Origin of the sequence: Limnohabitans sp., from assembly GCF_030158565.1 — a bacterium.
Classification (GTDB): domain Bacteria; phylum Pseudomonadota; class Gammaproteobacteria; order Burkholderiales; family Burkholderiaceae_C; genus Limnohabitans_A.
In genome coordinates, this window is the sequence record NZ_JAOASQ010000028.1 from 42,331 (window position 1) to 58,013 (window position 15,683).

A 15,683-nucleotide genomic window follows, 5' to 3' on the forward strand; every position below is an offset into this window, starting at 1 on the left:
TTTCTTCGGGTCATTTGACCCATTGGTTCAGTTCCATGATCGGCATCAGCACGGCCAGCACGATCAGCATGACCATGCCGCCCATGGCGACGATCAGCAAGGGCTCCAGGATGGTGGCCAGAGCCATGGCGCGGCGTTGCACATCGGCAGACAGTTGCTGGGCGGCCCGCTGCAGCATCAGGGGCAGCTGACCGGTTTGTTCGCCCAGTTTGGCAAACATGCTCAACAGGCCCGGAAACCGTGCGTGCTGGGCCAATGCTGTGCCCAAAGGGGCGCCTTCGCGCACGCGCACCAGTGCTTCGAGCGCGTCAGCACGCAGGGCCTGGTTGGACAAGGTGTCGCCAGCGGCCTGCAAGGCTTTGAGGATGGGCACGCCTGCAGCCGTGAGCATGGCCAGGGTGGATGCAAAGCGGGCGCTGTTGTAGCCCCGAGCCAGTCGCCCGATGAGGGGCAGGCGCAGCCAGGCGGCGTCAAACTGCAAACGAAACGCGGTTTGACGCAAGGCCAGGCGAAAGCCGGCGATGCCAGCGGTCGCGGTGATCAACATCAGCCAGCCCCATTGCCGCACCAGGTCGCTCAGGCTGAGCATGGCCACGGTCAGCATGGGCAGTCGCCGTTGGGTGCCTGCAAACACCCCGGCCACCTGCGGTACCACCGACGTGACCAAAAAGATGACGATGGCCAGTGCCACCAGACAGACAATGGCCGGATACAGGGCCGCGCCCAGCAGTTTGGCGCGCAGGGCCTGGTGCTCTTCGAGGTCATTGGCCAGTTGCTCGAGCACCAAGCCCAAGTGCCCACTTTGCTCGCCTGCTGCGATCACGGCGCGGTCGATCGCGGGAAATTCCGAGGGGTGTTGTGCCAGGGCATTGCCCAAGCTGCTGCCTGAATTGACTTCGGCTCGGATCGCGGCCACCAGCTGGCGCTGCCGGTCGTCGTCCGCCTCGTCGGCCAACGCGGCCAGAGCGCGCTCGATGGGCAGGCCGCTGCCCACCAAGCCCGCGAGTTGACGGGTCCAGACGGCGCGCTGTCCTGCGCTGAAGGCGCGTGATCGGCCCACGGGCCGTTGCCACCATGGCAAATGCTGGGACTGGGCATCGGCGGACGAGCCCGCAATGGCCTCGACCGACAGGGGCACGAGCGATTGCGCACGCAATTGGCTGCGTGCGGCTTTGATACTGTCGGCTTCGATCACGCCTTTGCGCGAGGCGCCATCGGCTTGCAGGGCTTCAAATCGGTAGGCAGGCATGGGCGCTCAATGGTCGAAATACACCACACCCAACTGACCCGAATAGGTCCAGTGGGTGGGCGAAGACACGGTGGTCGGAAAGACCGGCTGGATCGTGCGTTGGGCGCCAAGTTGGCTGAAAAAGCCCCAATGCCGCGACAGTTTGTGCCGGTAGGCCAGCTGGGTGCCGAGACCGCCCCAACCCGCGCCTTGGTGTGTGACGCCCTGCGGGGTCCGGTTTTGCTGCGTTTGCCAGTGCGAGGCACTGCCCCAGATGATCGACTGGCTGAGCATCAAGGTGCTGTTTTCCGTCAAGGGTTTGCGGTAAGTCAGCACGGGAGACAAGGTGGTGCCGTCGCCTCGCATGAACACGTCTTGTGTGGCGATCAGGCCGACCGACCAGCGGTTGGGCAGGCGGTAGTCCAGCCCGGCTTTGGCACGCAAGGTTTTGCGGCCGGCTTTGACGGCGTCAAAGTGGCTGTCCTTGTCGAGGTTGATGATGCTGCCGGACAGCGAAACGCTCCACTTGGAGTCCTGTCGCACGTCATAGGTGAGGTTGTTGTCTTGCAGCACCTGACCAAAGCGGTGCCAGTCTGTGCCATCGGTTTGCCCGATGCGCCAGCGCCCGTAGCGCAGGCCCAGGCTGGGGCGCAGCTTCATGCTGCCCGGATGGCTGAGGTTGGCAATTTCGGTGCGCAGCCCCAGGCTGTAAGTCCAGGGGGAGGGCGCGGGGGCTTCTGCCTCTGGCACGGTGATGCTGGGGTGCTCTTGCGCCGGAGCACTCAAAGCCGCACAACACACCACGCTACACAGCGCACGCAACCAAGCGTTGCGCCAGCGGGACGGTGTGTGGGTTTGGCGCATGCAGGTTCGCTCCAGCCTGGCTGCTCAATCGCGCGTGACGCGCAGCAGTTCTTCGGCGCTGGTGATGCCGGCATCGACCAAGCGCTGACCATCTTCGCGCATCAGCACCATGCCTTGGCGCAAGGCCGTGGCACGCACATCGGCCTCGGCGGCGCCTTGGTGGATTTGTGCCCGAATGTCCTCAGAGGCCACCAACAGCTCGAAGATGCCGGTGCGACCGGCATAGCCCGTTTGCCCGCAGGCATCGCATCCCTGGCCCGCGCAGGCTTTGCAGCGTTGGCGCACCAGGCGCTGGGCCAGAACGCCCAGCAGCGATGAGCTCAGCAAGAAGGGCTCCACGCCCATGTCGGTCAGCCGGGTGATGGCGCTGGCCGCGTCGTTGGTGTGCAGCGTGGCCAGCACCAGGTGGCCGGTGAGCGAAGCCTGGATGGCGATCTGTGCGGTTTCAAAGTCGCGGATCTCGCCGATCATGATCACATCCGGGTCTTGCCGCAAGATGGCGCGCAGGGCTTTGGCAAAGGTCAAATCGATTTTGGCGTTGACCTGGGTTTGGCCCACGCCCGACAGCTCGTACTCGATCGGGTCTTCCACCGTCATGATGTTGTTGTGCTCGGCGTCCAGCCTTTGCAGCGCGGCATACAGCGAGGTGGTTTTGCCCGAACCGGTGGGGCCGGTGACCAGCAAGATGCCGTGGGGTTGTGCAATGAGCTGCTCCACTTGCTGCAGCACCTGGCCTTGCATGCCCACGGCCTCCAGGGTCAGGCGGGCTTCGCTCTTGTCCAGCAGGCGCAGCACAGCGCGCTCGCCATGGGCGCTGGGCAAGGTGGAGACACGCACATCGACCGCCTTGCTGCCCAGGCGCAGGCTGATGCGGCCGTCTTGGGGCAAGCGTTTTTCAGCAATGTCGAGTTCGGCCATGATTTTCAGGCGCGAGATCAGTGCGGCATGCAGCGCCCGGTTGGGCTGAACCACTTCGCGCAAAGTGCCGTCAATGCGAAAACGCACACTGGAGTGGCGTTCATACGGCTCGATGTGGATGTCGCTGGCGCCGTCGCGTGCCGCCTGCGTGAGCAGGGCGTTGAGCATGCGGATGATGGGCGCGTCGTCGCTGGCTTCGAGCAGGTCTTCCACGGCGGGCAGCTCCTGCATCATGCGCGAGAGGTCGGCGTCGGACTCGACTTCGCTGACCACGTCGGCGGCCGTCGATGAGCCGTGGGCCTGCCCTCCGGCATAGGCCTGGTGGATGCGTTCTTGCAGCTCGACCGCTGTGGTGTGCTGGATGTCCAGACCTTGTGGGCCGTATTTGCGTGTGACCTCGGACAGCGCTGAACGGGCGCTGTCGCTGCACAGCCAAAGGGTCAGACCTTGAGCGCCACCTTCCAGTAAAAGCCGGTTGGTGCGGGCGAAAGTGTAGGGCAGGGGGTGGGTTGCTCGCATGGCTCAGGGCTTGGATGCGGCGGGTACGACCGGACTCAGGCTGGGCAGGACAGCCGCGCCTTCGATCGGGATGGTGGGTGTGGCCAAGGGCTGAACACTCATCTGGTTCAGGCGCATTTGCTCGTAGCGGCCCAAAGACAGGGCTTCGGTGGCTGCACCATCACGCACCACCACGGGGCGCAAGAACACCATCAGATTGGTTTTTTTGCGGCTGCGGGTTTCGGCTTTGAACAAGGCGCCCAGAAATGGGATGTCACCGAAGCCGGGCACCTTTTCCTGGCTGCTGCTGGTGTCGTCTTGCAGCAAACCGCCCAGCACCACGATGGAGCCGTCTTCCACCAGGACGCTCGATTCGATGGAGCGTTTGTTGGTGATCAGGCCTGCGCTGGAGGAGCTTTTGTTGTCGATGCTGCTGACTTCCTGGAAGATTTGCATCTTCACAGTGCCGCTTTCACTGATCTGTGGTTTCACGCGCAAGGTCAGGCCCACATCTTTGCGCTCAATGGTCTGGAAGGGGTTGACCGCGCCGCTGGTGCTGTTGTTGGCCGTGTATTGACCGGTGACAAAAGGCACGTTCTGGCCGATCACGATCTTGGCTTCTTCGTTGTCCAGGGTCAGCAAATTGGGTGTGGACAGGATGTTGGCGTCGCCATTGGTTTGTAAAAACCGGGCCAATGCGCCCAAGGCCAAAACGCCGTTGCGTTGACGGCCAGCGGCGATGTTCAAGCCCGGCGATGCGCTGTATTGGCCGTTGGCTGCATTGGCAGCAAGCGACAGCAAATTGGTGCCGCCCACTGAGAAGTTGGTCCCCAATAGCCCCACGGTGCTGCTGCCCGTGCCGGTGCCGCTCATCCACTGCACGCCAAATTCGGCCGCCTTGTCGGCGCTGACTTCGGCGATCAGGCTTTCCACAAAGACCTGGGCACGGCGCTGGTCGAGCATGTCGATCACGCTGCGCAGCTGGCGGTATTGCGGCTCGGGCGCGGTGATGATCAGCGCGTTGGTGGCCGGGTCGGCCTGGATCTGCCCGCCGGTGGACGGCTGGCTGCTCGTGCTGCTGCCCGGCACGCCCGCTGTGTTGGGGGTGGGCTGCACCGCCATGCTGGCATTGGCGCTGCCCGAGGTGCCCATGGCGCTGTTGCTGATGGCTGCGCGCAAGGTGGTGGCCAGTTTGGTGGCGTCGGCGTTTTTCAGATAGACCACATGGATGTTGCCGCTGGCAGCACTTGCCCCAGACGCGTTGGGCTGGTCAAGTTGCTCGATCAGGCTGCGCGTCAGGGCCAGTTTGGCCGGGTTGGCGGCGCGCACGATGAGCGCATTGGTGCGGGTTTCAGCCAACACCGTGGTTTTGAAGCCCGAGTCTGTCAGGCCAGGCGTGCCTGCTGTTGCGCCTGCAACGCCGGAGGCCGCACCCGAATCGATCAGGCGTTGAACCATGGTGGCCATGTCGGCGGCGATGCCGTGTTTCAGGCGGATCACTTCCACACCGGTGGCGTTGGACACGTCCAGGGCAGCAATGATGCGGCCCAAGCGCTGCAGATTGTCGCCGTAATCGGTGATGACCAGTGCGTTTGTGCCCGGGTTCACGTTGATGGTGTTGTTGGGGCTGATCAGCGGGCGCAGCACCGGCACCAGGTTGTTGGCGCTCTCGTGGTTCAGACGAAAGATTTGCGTGACCACCTGCCCACTGCTGGCGCCTACGGGGCCGGCCGATACTGTGCCGCTTTGCAGTTTGGCTTCGGCTTCGGGTAAGACGGTGTACAGACCCGAAGATTCAATCAGGGCAAAGCCTTGCGTGCGCAATTGGGTGGCAAACAAGTGCAGGGCTTGTGCAGGCGGGACGGCCACTTGGCTGGACAGCGACATGGTGCCTTTGACGCGGGGATCGACCACCACGTTGTGCCCCGACAAGCTGGCCAGCGTGCGGGCCACGGCCTCGATGTCGGCATTCACAAAGTTCAGCGTGATCGGCTCTTTGCTTTTGGTGCCCGGCTTGCCCGGTGCGTTTTGAGCGCTCACCAGCGAGGTGCCGCCCAGCGCAAGCCAGACGGCACAGGTGATGACCGACAGGCGGCTCGATTGGAGGAGTGTGTTCAGTGTGTGCATGGGTTCATCCCAAAGAAAGCAGGCTGCGCGTGCCTTGACGGCGGCCGATGATGTTCAGCAAGTTGGACAGGGCGGCTTCGGCGCCTTCGTCGGCACGCGCTTCGCCCGAAAAACGCAGCCGCGAGCCGACCCATTGGCCCTGGCCTTGCAGTTGCAGCGGGCCTTGCAGGGTGCTCAACTGCAACTCGGGTGTGGCGGTGCCTTCAAGCGTGCCGCGCACTTGCACGCGGTAACTGCCCATGGGTTTGAGGGTGCTCAGGCGTGAAGACATGCCTTGCGCTTGCAGCTCGGCCAGGCCTTGCATTTGCAAGCGACCTGCGGCCCATTGCAGTTGCAAGGATTCGGTGCGCAATTGCAGCTGGCCTTCGGCTTGCAGGGTGTTCCAGGGGGCGCCCAGGCCCGTTAGCCACGCAGCAGGCCAGCGTGACTGGTGGTTGTCCAGCTGCACGCGCAGCTGGGCCCAGCCAGCATGCAGCATCGCTTGGGCGGGCTGGTCCATGCAACAGTCGGCTTGCAGTTGGATTTGCAAGTTCATCCAGCCTGGCACGATGCGCCAGTTCAAGCGGCCAGGCAGGGTTTGTGCATCCAGGCTGCCCGCACCGCCGCTGAGGGTGATTTGCGCCGAGCCCTGCCAGAAGGTGCCTCGGGCGTTGCCCAGCTGCACTTGACCTTGCGAGGCCTGGCCGACTGCCCAGGACAGCCAGCGTGCAGGTGCCCACAGCAAGCAGGCGAGCAAGCTGCCCAGCAATGCGCCAGCCACGGCAAAGCGCCAAGCGGTGCTGGATGCGTGGTGGTTGACTGGGCGGGTTTTCATGGCGCTGTGTTCACGGCAGGCTCAGAAGCAAGGTGCCGCTCCACGCCACGCCCGCAGTGGGCGTGGTTGGCGCGGTGGTGCTGGCGGGCGCTTGTTGCAACTGGGCTTGCACCGGGCGGGCATGCGCGTGTTCGCGGGCCTGGCTCAGCCATAGGGCCAGAGCTTCGGCAGGTGCAGCGTCCAGAGTCAGTTGTATTTGCTCGCCCTGCATTTGGAGCTTGGCCTTGGGGCCCAGTGCCGAGACATGGGCCTGCAACCATTGCACCGCATCTGCGCGCTTGAGGGTCTGTGGGGTTTTCAGCCGTGTGGCTTGCGCTTGCCATTGCAGCATCTGCTGGCTTTGCTGGTCCAGCGCGGCTTGTCGGGCAGGTGCTTCATGCCAGGTGCGCATCGCGGGGGCCAGGCCCAAGGTCCACAAAATCGCCGCACCGATCAGCCACGCCGCCACTTGCAGCAAAAGGCGTTCACGCAAGCTGCGTTGCAGCCAGATCTGGCGGACAGGCCTGAGCAGGGATGGAATGGCGGTGTTCATGGCGCGCTCCCTGCCGGGCTCATGAGCCAGTCGTCGCCTTCGGCGCGAAGCCGATAGCCCGGCTGGACCAGTTGTTGCTGGAGGGTTTGTTGGTCTTGTGCATTCAGTGGCCAGCCGATCAGGCGCAACAGTCCTGCCTGGTAGTGCCACTGCCGAGGGGCTTGCACTGGGGGGGGCAAGGCCGCGCCCAATGCGCTGAGCATGGATTCCAGGTCGTCCGGCGCCAGTGCGCTGGAGCTTTGGCGCAGGCGTGCCATTTGTTGTTTCATTTGCAAGGGGGCATCGACCACCACGCTGGTTTGCGGGAATGTCTCTTGCAGGATGTGCGCCCAAGACTGCTGCTGGGCTTGCCAGTTGGTGCGTGTTTTCCAAGCCCAGACATTCAAGCCGACCAGCTGGCCGCACAACAAGGCGGCCAGGCCCCAGCGTGCCCAGCGCCATTGCGGGTGTTGCCACACTTGGTGGCCCAGCCGTTGCGCTGTTTTCAGCAGGCGTGCGCGGGCATCGGTTTGAAACTCAAACTGCGCCAAGTCCCAGCCGCTGGACAGTGCGGCCAGCCAGTGCTGGCCGGGCGACATCAGTTGGGCAGAGGCTTGCAGCTTTTGGGAGACCAGGCGCACCACGCCTGGCTCGGCCTGGATGATGGCGGTTTGGCGTTCCTCCTCATTGAGGTCCAGGCTGCTCGCTTGGAGGCCAGACAAGGGCAAGCCCCAGACGCCTTGATCGGACTGGTGCAGCCAAAGCCAGCCATGGTCTTCATCGCCTGTGGCGGTGATGTGCAGGCTGCTGCTGTCGGGGCATAACTCGGGCACGATGCGGTGGACGGTCAAGCCCGCCGCATCGAGCGCGTTCAGGTGCGCCTGCAGCCAGGCTTTGTTGCAAACAGCCACCCACGGGCGAGGGTCGTTTTTCCAATGCGGCGCCAAGGCCATGTGCAATTGAGCCGGGTCGTCGAGCACACGCTCTTCCAGCAGCCCGTGCAAGGCCGCTTGCAGGCGACCGGCTTGTTTGTGCAAGCCCTTGGGCAAATCCACGGCATGCCAGGACAGGGCCGCAGCGGGGACCATGACCACGCATTCGGTGTCGCGCGCTGTTTGCGGCAACAAGTTGGCGCGGCTCCATTGCAAGTCCAGCGGCGCTGTCTGCGCATCGGCCTGTACCCAGGCGTGCAGGTAGCTTGTTGGCGCCTGAGGCAGTTCGAGGGGCAGTTGCAGGATCAGTGTGCGCATGTCGGGTTCATTGTAGGGGCGCTGTGTGGCTCACCAACGGTGAACGGGCACGCCACAACATGCGCACCAGTGTGCCTTCTCGTTTGACCAGCGCACGTTCTTGTTGCACGACGCGGTCGATGCGCATGCGGCCATGGATTTCAAAGTATTGGCTTTGGATGCTGTGGCGCTGGTCGTCAAGCCCTTTTCCCAACGCCCCCAGGCTTTTTCGGGCGGCGTCCAGGCTGTCCCAATGGCCGCGCTCACGCTGGGCCACCAGCTGGCGGGCGCTGGCCAGGTCCAGGCCAGGCACGCAGGCCATGAGGACTTCGGCAGGCGCGGTGTTCAGGTTGATCGGGGTGGGCTCGGGGAGCACGGTGATGAAGTTGTCCAGGACCGAGAGGGTTTGTGGGCTCAAACCCAGCCACACCAGTTGAGCGCTGCGCTGCGGCATCAGCGGGCTTGTGGATGGGGAGGTTGAAGCGGCCGTTGCCGTGGGGCTGGTAGAGGCCGATTCGCTGGCGTTGGCTGTGGCGCTGGACAGGGCGACGGGCAGGCGACGGGTGAGGCTTTCCAGTTCGTTCAGAGGCAGGTTCAGCCGTTCAAACAGCCGCACCCAGACCATCAGTTCGGGCGCTACGATCTTGCCCTTGTCCACCAGGTTGCGCACATTCAGGCGCGACTGGGTATCACTGATGTAGCCCGATAAAAACACCTCGGCATCGCCTTCTTGCCATTTCTGATCTTGCGACAAAAAGGTGGACAACTTCGATTCCAGCACGGGAAGGGCCCAGGGCTCTCCCAGGTGATCGACTTGGCCGCCTTGCTGTGCGCGGGCGTCTTCCTGCAGGATCAGGCGCGCCCAGTCCAGGGCGCCGGTCATCATCCATGCGGTTTGGCTGCGGCCGCGTTCGGCCGATTCGATCTCGACTTGCCGCCATTGCTGCCACAAGGCGGCACTGGTCAGGGTGGCCACCAGGGCCACGGTCAGCATGGCCACCAGCAAGGCGGCGCCTTTTTGCGCCTTCATGCCGGACCGCCTGACAAGGAGGGGCGCACCCAATCCAGGGTCAGTGTGCCTGCGCCGACAGGCCCTTGGGGCAGGGTCAGGATCAGGCGCACACCATCGGGTGTGCTGCCGGGCATCGGGGCAGATGAGGGGGTGCCGGTATGGACCGCATCGCTGGACAAAGGGTTGGTCCAGCTGCCGCCAAGGTGGACGAAGATTTGCCAGCCTGCCATCGGGTGGATCTGCACTTGGCCCTTGCGGGTGGCCTCGGTGGGGGTCTGCCCCCATTGCCCAGCCAGCGCCCAGGCGTTTTGCCAGTCGGCACGCAAGGTCATGGGGGCGGACTGCCAGCGTTGCCAATCGCCGCCGCCTGGGCGAGCGGGGTTGCCCCGCCAAGTCCATGCCACCACCTGGATGGCTTCATCGGCGGCGTTGGCGCGGCGGGTCAGGCGCAAGACTTGGCCATCCCAATTCCAGCTGCTGGTGCCCGGCAGCTCGCTCAGTTGGTCCAAGTCGGTTTGCCATTGGGCCAGACCAGCTTGCAGGGTGCGGATGTCGTCGGCACGGCTTTGCATGCCGCTTTGCGAGCGCAGCATGCCATCGAGCCCACGCCAGGCCATGAGCGACATGAGCGCCATCACGCTGATGGCCACCAGCACCTCGATCAAGGTGAATCCATGTACCTGGGCGGGGCGGGCAAAGCGCCGCCATCCGGTGTTTGCGCATGGCTTGTGGCGGGCATTCATCAGTTGCGCCCCATCACCGTCGAGACTTGCAGTACAAATTCCCCTTGACTGAGCACCCTGGCATCCACCCGCCGGAAGTTCGGATTGGGCGTGGTTTTGACCTGCATCTCCACTTGCATGGTGCGTCCAGCCTGAATGCATTCCACTTGGCTGTTGCCGATGTCAGGCAGTTGTCTGCGCAGGCGCAAGCGGATCAATTCGTTGTCGGCGCACATTTGGCCCAGCATGCTCAAGGTTTGGCGGTCCGCGTTGCGGCTCAGTGAGCCCGTGGCCTTGAGTCCTGCCAGCAAGGCCACAGCCACAATGCCCAGTGCGACCAAGACTTCGATCAAGGTGAAACCTCGCGCGGACGTTCGGGTCATGGGGCTGTCCATCCAGGCGTGCGTTGCACCCGAAACGGCCTGAGTCCATCGCTGCTGACCCAGAGGGTGAGCGATGGCCTTTGGGCCGGTGTGAGTGCGATGCTTTGCGGTGGAATCAGTGGCTCGGGGCCCAGAACGACAGGCTGGCTGGCTGTGGTGCGCGTGGCCTCGCTGAGCCATCTTTGGGGCAGACCCGGGGGGGGCAGGCCTTCGAACACAAAGCCCGTTGGGGTGCTTCGCCAGACCACGGGCAGGCCACTGGCGCGGGCTTGCGCACGTGCGGTTTCCAGCAGCGCGGCCAGGCGCGTGGCGTCGCGCTCCAGGGCACTGTCAGCGCTGTCGCGCAGGGACAGGCTCACGCCCGCTGTGGCGATGGCGATCAGCGCTACCACCACCAGCAATTCCAGCAAGGTGAAGCCTTGGTCTGCAGGGGGGCGGGGCCGCTTATTGCCAGCTGCCGATGTCCGCATTGTTGCCCTCGCCACCGGTTTGACCGTCAGCGCCAAAGGACAGCACATCCACCTCGCCTTTGATGCCGGGGTTCATGTATTGGTAGGCACGGCCCCAGGGGTCGTTGGGCAGTTTGTCCAGGTAAGACTTCCAGTTGCCGGGCACAGGCTCGGTGGTGGGCTTGCTGATCAAGGCTTTCAGACCCTGTTCGCTGCTGGGAAAGCGCTGGTTGTCCAGTTTGTAGAGTTTGAGCGCTTGCATCAGGTTACCCACGTCGGTGCGGGCAGCGGTGATGCGGGCATCGTCAGCCCGGCCCAGCACGTTGGGCACGATCAATGCCGCCAAAACGCCGATGATGGCCAGCACCACCATCAGCTCGATCAGGGTGAAGCCGCGTTGGCGGCGTGGGCGGGGAGACAGTGGTTTTTGCATGGTATCCATCATAATCTGACCATGTTGCACAATCGCCGCGCTTTCATTTTCAGCATCCGTTTGCCGTCTCTGGTGACAGGGGCGCTTTGGTGTGCTGCCGCACTGAGTGCCGGTTATTGGGCTTTGCAGTTTCCGTCCAGCCCGGTCATTTTGGGTGCTCCAGTGACAGCTGCCACAGAGGGTGCCTCGGCACAAGCCTCCACGCAATTGCAGCGTGCTTTGGGGGCGACGGCGGTGGCGATGTCTGATGCACCGGAGACTGGCCGATTGCAATTGCTCGGCGTCATCGCGGGCATTTCGGGGCAAGGCAGCGCTTTGATTGCTGTGGACGGGCAAACGCCCAAGGCTTACCGTGTGGGGCAAGCCGTGGGGGAGGGACTGGTTTTGCAAAACCTGAGCCCCAAAGGCGCACAGTTGGGTGCAACCGTGGATGGACCCCGCCTGCAAGTCCTTCAATTGCCGGTGGATAAAACGCCTTGATTTGAAGCCAGCGGCCGAGGACGACTGCCGCGCGACTTATCAGCTGCGCAAGAACATCCGATAAACCGGATTATTCGTCTCTTCCGCGTACGGATACCCCAACGCATCCAGGAATTTGGCAAAGGCCTTGTCGTCCTTGGGCGGCACTTGCAGGCCCACCAGGATGCGGCCGTAGTCGGCGCCTTGGTTGCGGTAGTGGAACAAGGAGATGTTCCAGCCGGGGCGCATGAGGCTCAGGAATTTGAGCAAGGCACCCGGACGCTCCGGAAACTCAAAACGCAGCAGGCGCTCGTCTTGCGACAAGGCGGAATGGCCCCCCACCATGTGGCGGATGTGTTCTTTGGCCAGTTCATCGTGGGTCAGATCCATGGCCGCAAACTTGTGCTTGTTGAAGTTGGCGGTGATCTTGGTGCTCTCGCCTTTGCCGTGCGTGCTCAGGCCCAGGAACACATGGGCCTTGTCGGCATCGCTCATGCGGTAGTTGAACTCGGTCACATTGCGCGGACCGCCGGGCAGGCTGCCGATCAATTCCAGAAAGCGCTTGAAGCTGCCGCGTTCTTCGGGAATCGTGACCGCAAACAGGGCTTCTTTTTCTTCGCCTACATCGGCACGTTCGGCCACGAAGCGCAGGCGGTCAAAGTTCATGTTGGCGCCGCACAAGATGGCGGCGTAGGTTTCGCCCTTGGTCTTGTGCTGGGCCACGTACTGCTTGATCGCGGCCACGGCCAGCGCGCCAGCGGGCTCCACGATCGAGCGGGTGTCCACAAAAATATCCTTGATGGCCGCGCAGACCGCATCGGTGTCCACGGTCATGTATTCGTCGACCAAGGCCCGCGAGACGCGGAAGGTTTCTTCGCCCACCAGCTTGACGGCGGTGCCGTCCGAGAACAGGCCCACATCGGCCAGGATCACTCGCTTTTTGGCGTTGACCGACTGGATCATCGCGTCCGAGTCGTTCATCTGCACACCGATGACTTTGACTTCGGGGCGCACGGCTTTGATGTAGTTGGCCACGCCGCTGATCAGGCCGCCGCCGCCGATGGCGACAAACACCGCATCCAGGGGGCCCTGGTGCTGGCGCAGCATTTCCATGGCGATGGTGCCCTGACCGGCAATCACATCCGGATCGTCAAAGGGGTGCACGAAGGTCAGGCCTTGTTTCTTTTCGAGCAACACCGAGTGGTTGTAGGCGTCTGAATAGCTGTCACCAAACAGCACCACTTCGCCACCCAAGCCTTTGACGGCATCGATCTTCACTTGCGGGGTGGTGGTGGGCATGACGATCACGGCGCGGGTGCCCAGCTTGCTGGCACTGAGCGCCACGCCTTGGGCGTGGTTGCCTGCCGAGGCGCAGATCACGCCCTTCTTGAGCTGCTCAGGCATCAGGTGCGCCATCTTGTTGTACGCGCCGCGCAGCTTGAAGCTGAAGACGGGCTGCTGGTCTTCGCGCTTGAGCAGCACTTTGTTGTGCAGGCGGCGGGACAGGTTTTTGGCGGTCTCCAGCGCCGACTCGGTCGCCACGTCATAGACCTTGGCGTTGAGGATTTTCTTGAGGTAGTCGGCAGGTTTGAGGTGTTTGGTCATCGCAGGCGGCATGCGGCACAAGGGTGCAGCATTCAATCAGTGTGACCCTGATGATAACGGGCCAAAAAAAATGCCCCGATCCTTGCGGTTCGGGGCAAATCCACCTTTTCGGAGGGTGGAGGAGACAAAAGGCGCATGCAAAAAAGCACGCATGTTCGAAATTGTAGCGGTGTTTTTGTTGCATTGCAGCAAGTTGGCGCGCTCAAATTGCAAAAACATGTAAAGCCAGTTCGGGAAATCCGTTTACGATCCATGCCCAATGCTTTGTCGGACGTTGTTCGCAAGGCGCTCAGCACAAGGAAAACAGCATGGATTGCACAGTCACTTGGACCGGCGCGGCCGGAACCCGCTCAGGCATGGGCTTTTTGGCCGAAACCGGCTCCGGCCATGTCATCGCCATGGACGGCGCACCAGACGCCGCTAAACCTGAAAACGGTGGACAGAATCTGGCGCCCCGCCCCATGGAAACGCTGCTCGCCGGGACAGGTGGTTGCACGGCGTATGACGTGGTCTTGATCCTCAAGCGGGGTCGCCACGATGTGCGTGGCTGCAGCGTTAAATTGACCAGCGAACGTGCCGAAGTGGACCCCAAGGTGTTCACCAAGATCAACATGCACTTCACCATCACCGGCAATGGCGTGCCGGCCAGTGCGGTAGAACGTGCCATCGCCATGAGCCACGACAAATACTGCTCGGCCAGCATCATGCTGGGCAAGACCGCAGACATCACCACCAGCTTCGACATCGTCGAAGCCTGAGTGCGTGCACCCCTCCAGGCGGGAGGGGCTCAGTGTGTGTGGCCGCTGTGGTCGTGTGCTGCAGCGGGTTTCGCAGGCTTGGGCGTGGCGGGCGCAGAAGCCTGGCTGACTTCGACCTTGCCGCGCATGCCGGCTTCATAGTGGCCCGGAATCAGGCATGCCATCTCGACGGTGCCGGCGACTGGAAAACGCACCACCAGCTCGCCCGTTTGGCCTGCGGCCACGGTGATTTCCACGCCATGGCCGTGTTCGTGGGCAGCCCCTTGGTTGGCGCTGGCTGCCTGCTTCATGCCTTGCGCGTGGGCTGCGATCTCTTGCGCACTGCCCAGCACCATTTCATGGGCGGTCGCGCCTGCGTTGTGCACCACAAAGCGGATGGTCTCGCCCGCTTGCACCGCGATCGATGAGGGGCTAAAGCGCATTTGGTCGTCCATGCGCACCGCGATGCTGCGTGTGACCACCTGGGCTTGAAGCGCTGACGCATGGCTTGTCGCGTCAGAGGCTTCGCCGTGGCTGTGGCCTGTGGTGGCCCAGTCGGGGTTGCGCACCAGCCATTGCCAAGCGCCATAGCTGCCAGCACTGACCAGAGCACCCAGCACCACCACATACACCGTGGCAGAGCGTTGCCATGCTCGGCGTGTGCTCAAGGCCAGTGCCAGCACCGACACGATGAAGCCCAGTGGCACCACCCAGGCGCTGCGGGCCGGGGAGTCCGGAAAGTGCTGCAGACCGCCTGTGAAAAAGCCCAAACCAATGGAGAGCAAGGAACCCAGAACCAGGGTTTGAAGCAAACTGGTGCGCTCTGTGCTGCCCGTGTGATCGGTCAGTCGGTGTTCCAGCCAGGCGCCCAGCACGAACAGCACCATGCCAATGGCCGCTGTCCAGAGCGAGCGCTCTCCGCTGAAAAAGCCGTGATTGACCGCCCCGGAAATGAAGCTGATGCCCGAGTACTTGAGCAGCATCGCGCCATGCTGGTGTTGAAAAGTTGCAATAGCCATGTGACCTCCAATGCATCAAGTGTACGGACAAGAAAAAAGCCCCACGATCTCTCGTGGGGCTTTGGCGTCTGGATCCCGGAGCGCGTCCGGGATGACAGGCTGGGGCTTGTTACATGCCCATGCCGCCCATACCACCCATGCCGCCCATACCACCCATGTCGGGCATGCCGCCAGCAGCTTCGTCTTTCGGAGCTTCGGACACCATGCACTCGGTGGTCAGCATCAAGGAAGCCACAGAAGCGGCGTTCTGCAATGCAGTACGGGTCACTTTTGTAGGGTCCAGAATACCCATTTCGATCATGTCGCCGTAGGTGTCGTTGGCAGCGTTGAAGCCGTAGTTGCCTTTGCCAGCCAACACAGCGTTCACCACCACCGATGGCTCGCCACCGGCGTTGTACACGATCTCGCGCAGAGGCGCTTCGATGGCTTTCAACACCAGTTTGATACCGGCGTCCTGGTCAGCGTTGTCACCTTTGATGGTGCCAGCCGTTTGACGTGCGCGCAGCAAGGCCACGCCGCCGCCAGCCACGATGCCTTCTTCCACAGCAGCGCGAGTGGCGTGCAGGGCGTCTTCCACGCGGGCTTTCTTTTCTTTCATTTCGACTTCGGTGGCAGCGCCGACCTTGATCACGGCCACACCGCCAGCCAACTTGGCCACGCGCTCTTGCAGCTTCT

Annotated in this window: 17 protein-coding genes; 2 read left to right on the forward strand and 15 right to left on the reverse strand. The window is 63.0% G+C overall.

The features are described 5' to 3' along the window. Positions 1-10: 10 nt before the first annotated feature. Genes gspF through gspG form a run of 12 tightly spaced genes read right to left on the reverse strand, consistent with a single transcriptional unit; the run spans position 11 to position 11,188 of the window. A complete protein-coding gene (gene gspF, locus Q1W40_RS05580) occupies positions 11-1,249 on the reverse strand; it encodes a type II secretion system inner membrane protein GspF (RefSeq protein ID WP_300709762.1) in 1,239 nt (412 codons plus the stop codon). Between the two features lie 6 nt (positions 1,250-1,255). Then, positions 1,256-2,092, reverse strand: a complete 837-nt coding sequence (locus Q1W40_RS05585) for a MipA/OmpV family protein (protein WP_300709764.1) — start codon at positions 2,090-2,092, stop codon at positions 1,256-1,258. Positions 2,093-2,116: 24 nt separating this feature from the next. Next, complete coding sequence (gspE, locus tag Q1W40_RS05590; RefSeq protein WP_300709766.1) at positions 2,117-3,529, reverse strand: type II secretion system ATPase GspE; 1,413 nt, start codon at positions 3,527-3,529, stop codon at positions 2,117-2,119. Between the two features lie 3 nt (positions 3,530-3,532). Further along, a complete protein-coding gene (gene gspD / locus Q1W40_RS05595) occupies positions 3,533-5,635 on the reverse strand; it encodes a type II secretion system secretin GspD (RefSeq protein ID WP_300709768.1) in 2,103 nt (700 codons plus the stop codon). 4 nt (positions 5,636-5,639) lie between these two features. Next, positions 5,640-6,449, reverse strand: coding sequence for a type II secretion system protein N (gene gspN, locus Q1W40_RS05600; RefSeq protein ID WP_300709770.1), 810 nt, complete (start codon positions 6,447-6,449; stop codon positions 5,640-5,642). 10 nt (positions 6,450-6,459) lie between these two features. After that, positions 6,460-6,981: a type II secretion system protein GspM gene (gene gspM / locus Q1W40_RS05605; RefSeq protein ID WP_300709772.1), complete on the reverse strand. Its 522-nt coding sequence runs from the start codon at positions 6,979-6,981 to the stop codon at positions 6,460-6,462. After that, positions 6,978-8,210: a type II secretion system protein GspL gene (gspL, locus tag Q1W40_RS05610; protein ID WP_300709774.1), complete on the reverse strand. Its 1,233-nt coding sequence runs from the start codon at positions 8,208-8,210 to the stop codon at positions 6,978-6,980. The genes gspM and gspL overlap by 4 nt, the downstream gene beginning before the upstream one ends. A gap of 7 nt (positions 8,211-8,217) precedes the next feature. After that, positions 8,218-9,219, reverse strand: a complete 1,002-nt coding sequence (gspK, locus tag Q1W40_RS05615) for a type II secretion system minor pseudopilin GspK (RefSeq protein ID WP_300709776.1) — start codon at positions 9,217-9,219, stop codon at positions 8,218-8,220. Further along, entirely contained in the window at positions 9,216-9,944 is a 729-nt protein-coding gene (locus Q1W40_RS05620; protein ID WP_300709778.1) for a prepilin-type N-terminal cleavage/methylation domain-containing protein, read from the reverse strand. The genes gspK and Q1W40_RS05620 overlap by 4 nt, the downstream gene beginning before the upstream one ends. Next, positions 9,944-10,306, reverse strand: coding sequence for a type II secretion system minor pseudopilin GspI (gene gspI, locus Q1W40_RS05625; RefSeq protein ID WP_300709780.1), 363 nt, complete (start codon positions 10,304-10,306; stop codon positions 9,944-9,946). Before gspI ends, Q1W40_RS05620 begins: the two co-directional genes overlap by 1 nt. Continuing rightward, positions 10,303-10,776 carry a prepilin-type N-terminal cleavage/methylation domain-containing protein gene (locus tag Q1W40_RS05630; protein WP_300709782.1) on the reverse strand — a complete coding sequence of 158 codons (474 nt, stop codon included), beginning with the start codon at positions 10,774-10,776 and terminating at the stop codon, positions 10,303-10,305. The genes gspI and Q1W40_RS05630 overlap by 4 nt, the downstream gene beginning before the upstream one ends. Continuing rightward, positions 10,751-11,188 (reverse strand): type II secretion system major pseudopilin GspG, encoded by a 438-nt coding sequence (gene gspG, locus Q1W40_RS05635; protein WP_300709784.1) that lies wholly within the window; start codon positions 11,186-11,188, stop codon positions 10,751-10,753. The genes Q1W40_RS05630 and gspG overlap by 26 nt, the downstream gene beginning before the upstream one ends. Positions 11,189-11,209: 21 nt before the next feature. Here gspG and Q1W40_RS05640 point away from each other — a divergent pair, with 21 nt between their 5' ends. Beyond that, the gene (locus Q1W40_RS05640; protein ID WP_300709786.1) at positions 11,210-11,668 is read left to right on the forward strand and encodes a type II secretion system protein N; all 459 of its coding nucleotides are present in this window, start codon (positions 11,210-11,212) and stop codon (positions 11,666-11,668) included. 39 nt (positions 11,669-11,707) lie between these two features. On the opposite strand, the gene ilvA is transcribed toward Q1W40_RS05640, so the two are convergent. Further along, positions 11,708-13,252 carry a threonine ammonia-lyase, biosynthetic gene (gene ilvA / locus Q1W40_RS05645; protein WP_300709788.1) on the reverse strand — a complete coding sequence of 515 codons (1,545 nt, stop codon included), beginning with the start codon at positions 13,250-13,252 and terminating at the stop codon, positions 11,708-11,710. 308 nt (positions 13,253-13,560) lie between these two features. Between ilvA and Q1W40_RS05650 the strand changes: the two genes are divergently transcribed. Continuing rightward, the gene (locus Q1W40_RS05650) at positions 13,561-14,010 is read left to right on the forward strand and encodes an OsmC family protein (protein ID WP_300709790.1); all 450 of its coding nucleotides are present in this window, start codon (positions 13,561-13,563) and stop codon (positions 14,008-14,010) included. 29 nt (positions 14,011-14,039) lie between these two features. Here the strand turns inward: Q1W40_RS05650 and Q1W40_RS05655 are convergent, their stop codons facing one another. Then, on the reverse strand, positions 14,040-15,008 hold the full coding sequence (locus tag Q1W40_RS05655) for a cupredoxin family protein (protein WP_300709792.1): 969 nt from the start codon (positions 15,006-15,008) through the stop codon (positions 14,040-14,042). Positions 15,009-15,117: 109 nt separating this feature from the next. Beyond that, a partial coding sequence (locus Q1W40_RS05660; RefSeq protein ID WP_300709794.1) for a TCP-1/cpn60 chaperonin family protein occupies positions 15,118-15,683 on the reverse strand: 566 nt, incomplete at its 5' end.

Bases quoted from the DNA above. Each gene is read 5' to 3' on its own strand.
- gspF (WP_300709762.1), bottom strand. From the start codon at position 1,249: ATGCCTGCCTACCGATTTGAAGCCCTGCAAGCCGATGGCGCCTCGCGC.
- Q1W40_RS05585 (WP_300709764.1), bottom strand. From the start codon at position 2,092: ATGCGCCAAACCCACACACCGTCCCGCTGGCGCAACGCTTGGTTGCGT.
- gspE (WP_300709766.1), bottom strand. From the start codon at position 3,529: ATGCGAGCAACCCACCCCCTGCCCTACACTTTCGCCCGCACCAACCGG.
- gspD (WP_300709768.1), bottom strand. From the start codon at position 5,635: ATGCACACACTGAACACACTCCTCCAATCGAGCCGCCTGTCGGTCATC.
- gspN (WP_300709770.1), bottom strand. From the start codon at position 6,449: ATGAAAACCCGCCCAGTCAACCACCACGCATCCAGCACCGCTTGGCGC.
- gspM (WP_300709772.1), bottom strand. From the start codon at position 6,981: ATGAACACCGCCATTCCATCCCTGCTCAGGCCTGTCCGCCAGATCTGG.
- gspL (WP_300709774.1), bottom strand. From the start codon at position 8,210: ATGCGCACACTGATCCTGCAACTGCCCCTCGAACTGCCTCAGGCGCCA.
- gspK (WP_300709776.1), bottom strand. From the start codon at position 9,219: ATGAAGGCGCAAAAAGGCGCCGCCTTGCTGGTGGCCATGCTGACCGTG.
- Q1W40_RS05620 (WP_300709778.1), bottom strand. From the start codon at position 9,944: ATGAATGCCCGCCACAAGCCATGCGCAAACACCGGATGGCGGCGCTTT.
- gspI (WP_300709780.1), bottom strand. From the start codon at position 10,306: ATGACCCGAACGTCCGCGCGAGGTTTCACCTTGATCGAAGTCTTGGTC.
- Q1W40_RS05630 (WP_300709782.1), bottom strand. From the start codon at position 10,776: ATGCGGACATCGGCAGCTGGCAATAAGCGGCCCCGCCCCCCTGCAGAC.
- gspG (WP_300709784.1), bottom strand. From the start codon at position 11,188: ATGCAAAAACCACTGTCTCCCCGCCCACGCCGCCAACGCGGCTTCACC.
- Q1W40_RS05640 (WP_300709786.1), top strand. From the start codon at position 11,210: ATGTTGCACAATCGCCGCGCTTTCATTTTCAGCATCCGTTTGCCGTCT.
- ilvA (WP_300709788.1), bottom strand. From the start codon at position 13,252: ATGACCAAACACCTCAAACCTGCCGACTACCTCAAGAAAATCCTCAAC.
- Q1W40_RS05650 (WP_300709790.1), top strand. From the start codon at position 13,561: ATGGATTGCACAGTCACTTGGACCGGCGCGGCCGGAACCCGCTCAGGC.
- Q1W40_RS05655 (WP_300709792.1), bottom strand. From the start codon at position 15,008: ATGGCTATTGCAACTTTTCAACACCAGCATGGCGCGATGCTGCTCAAG.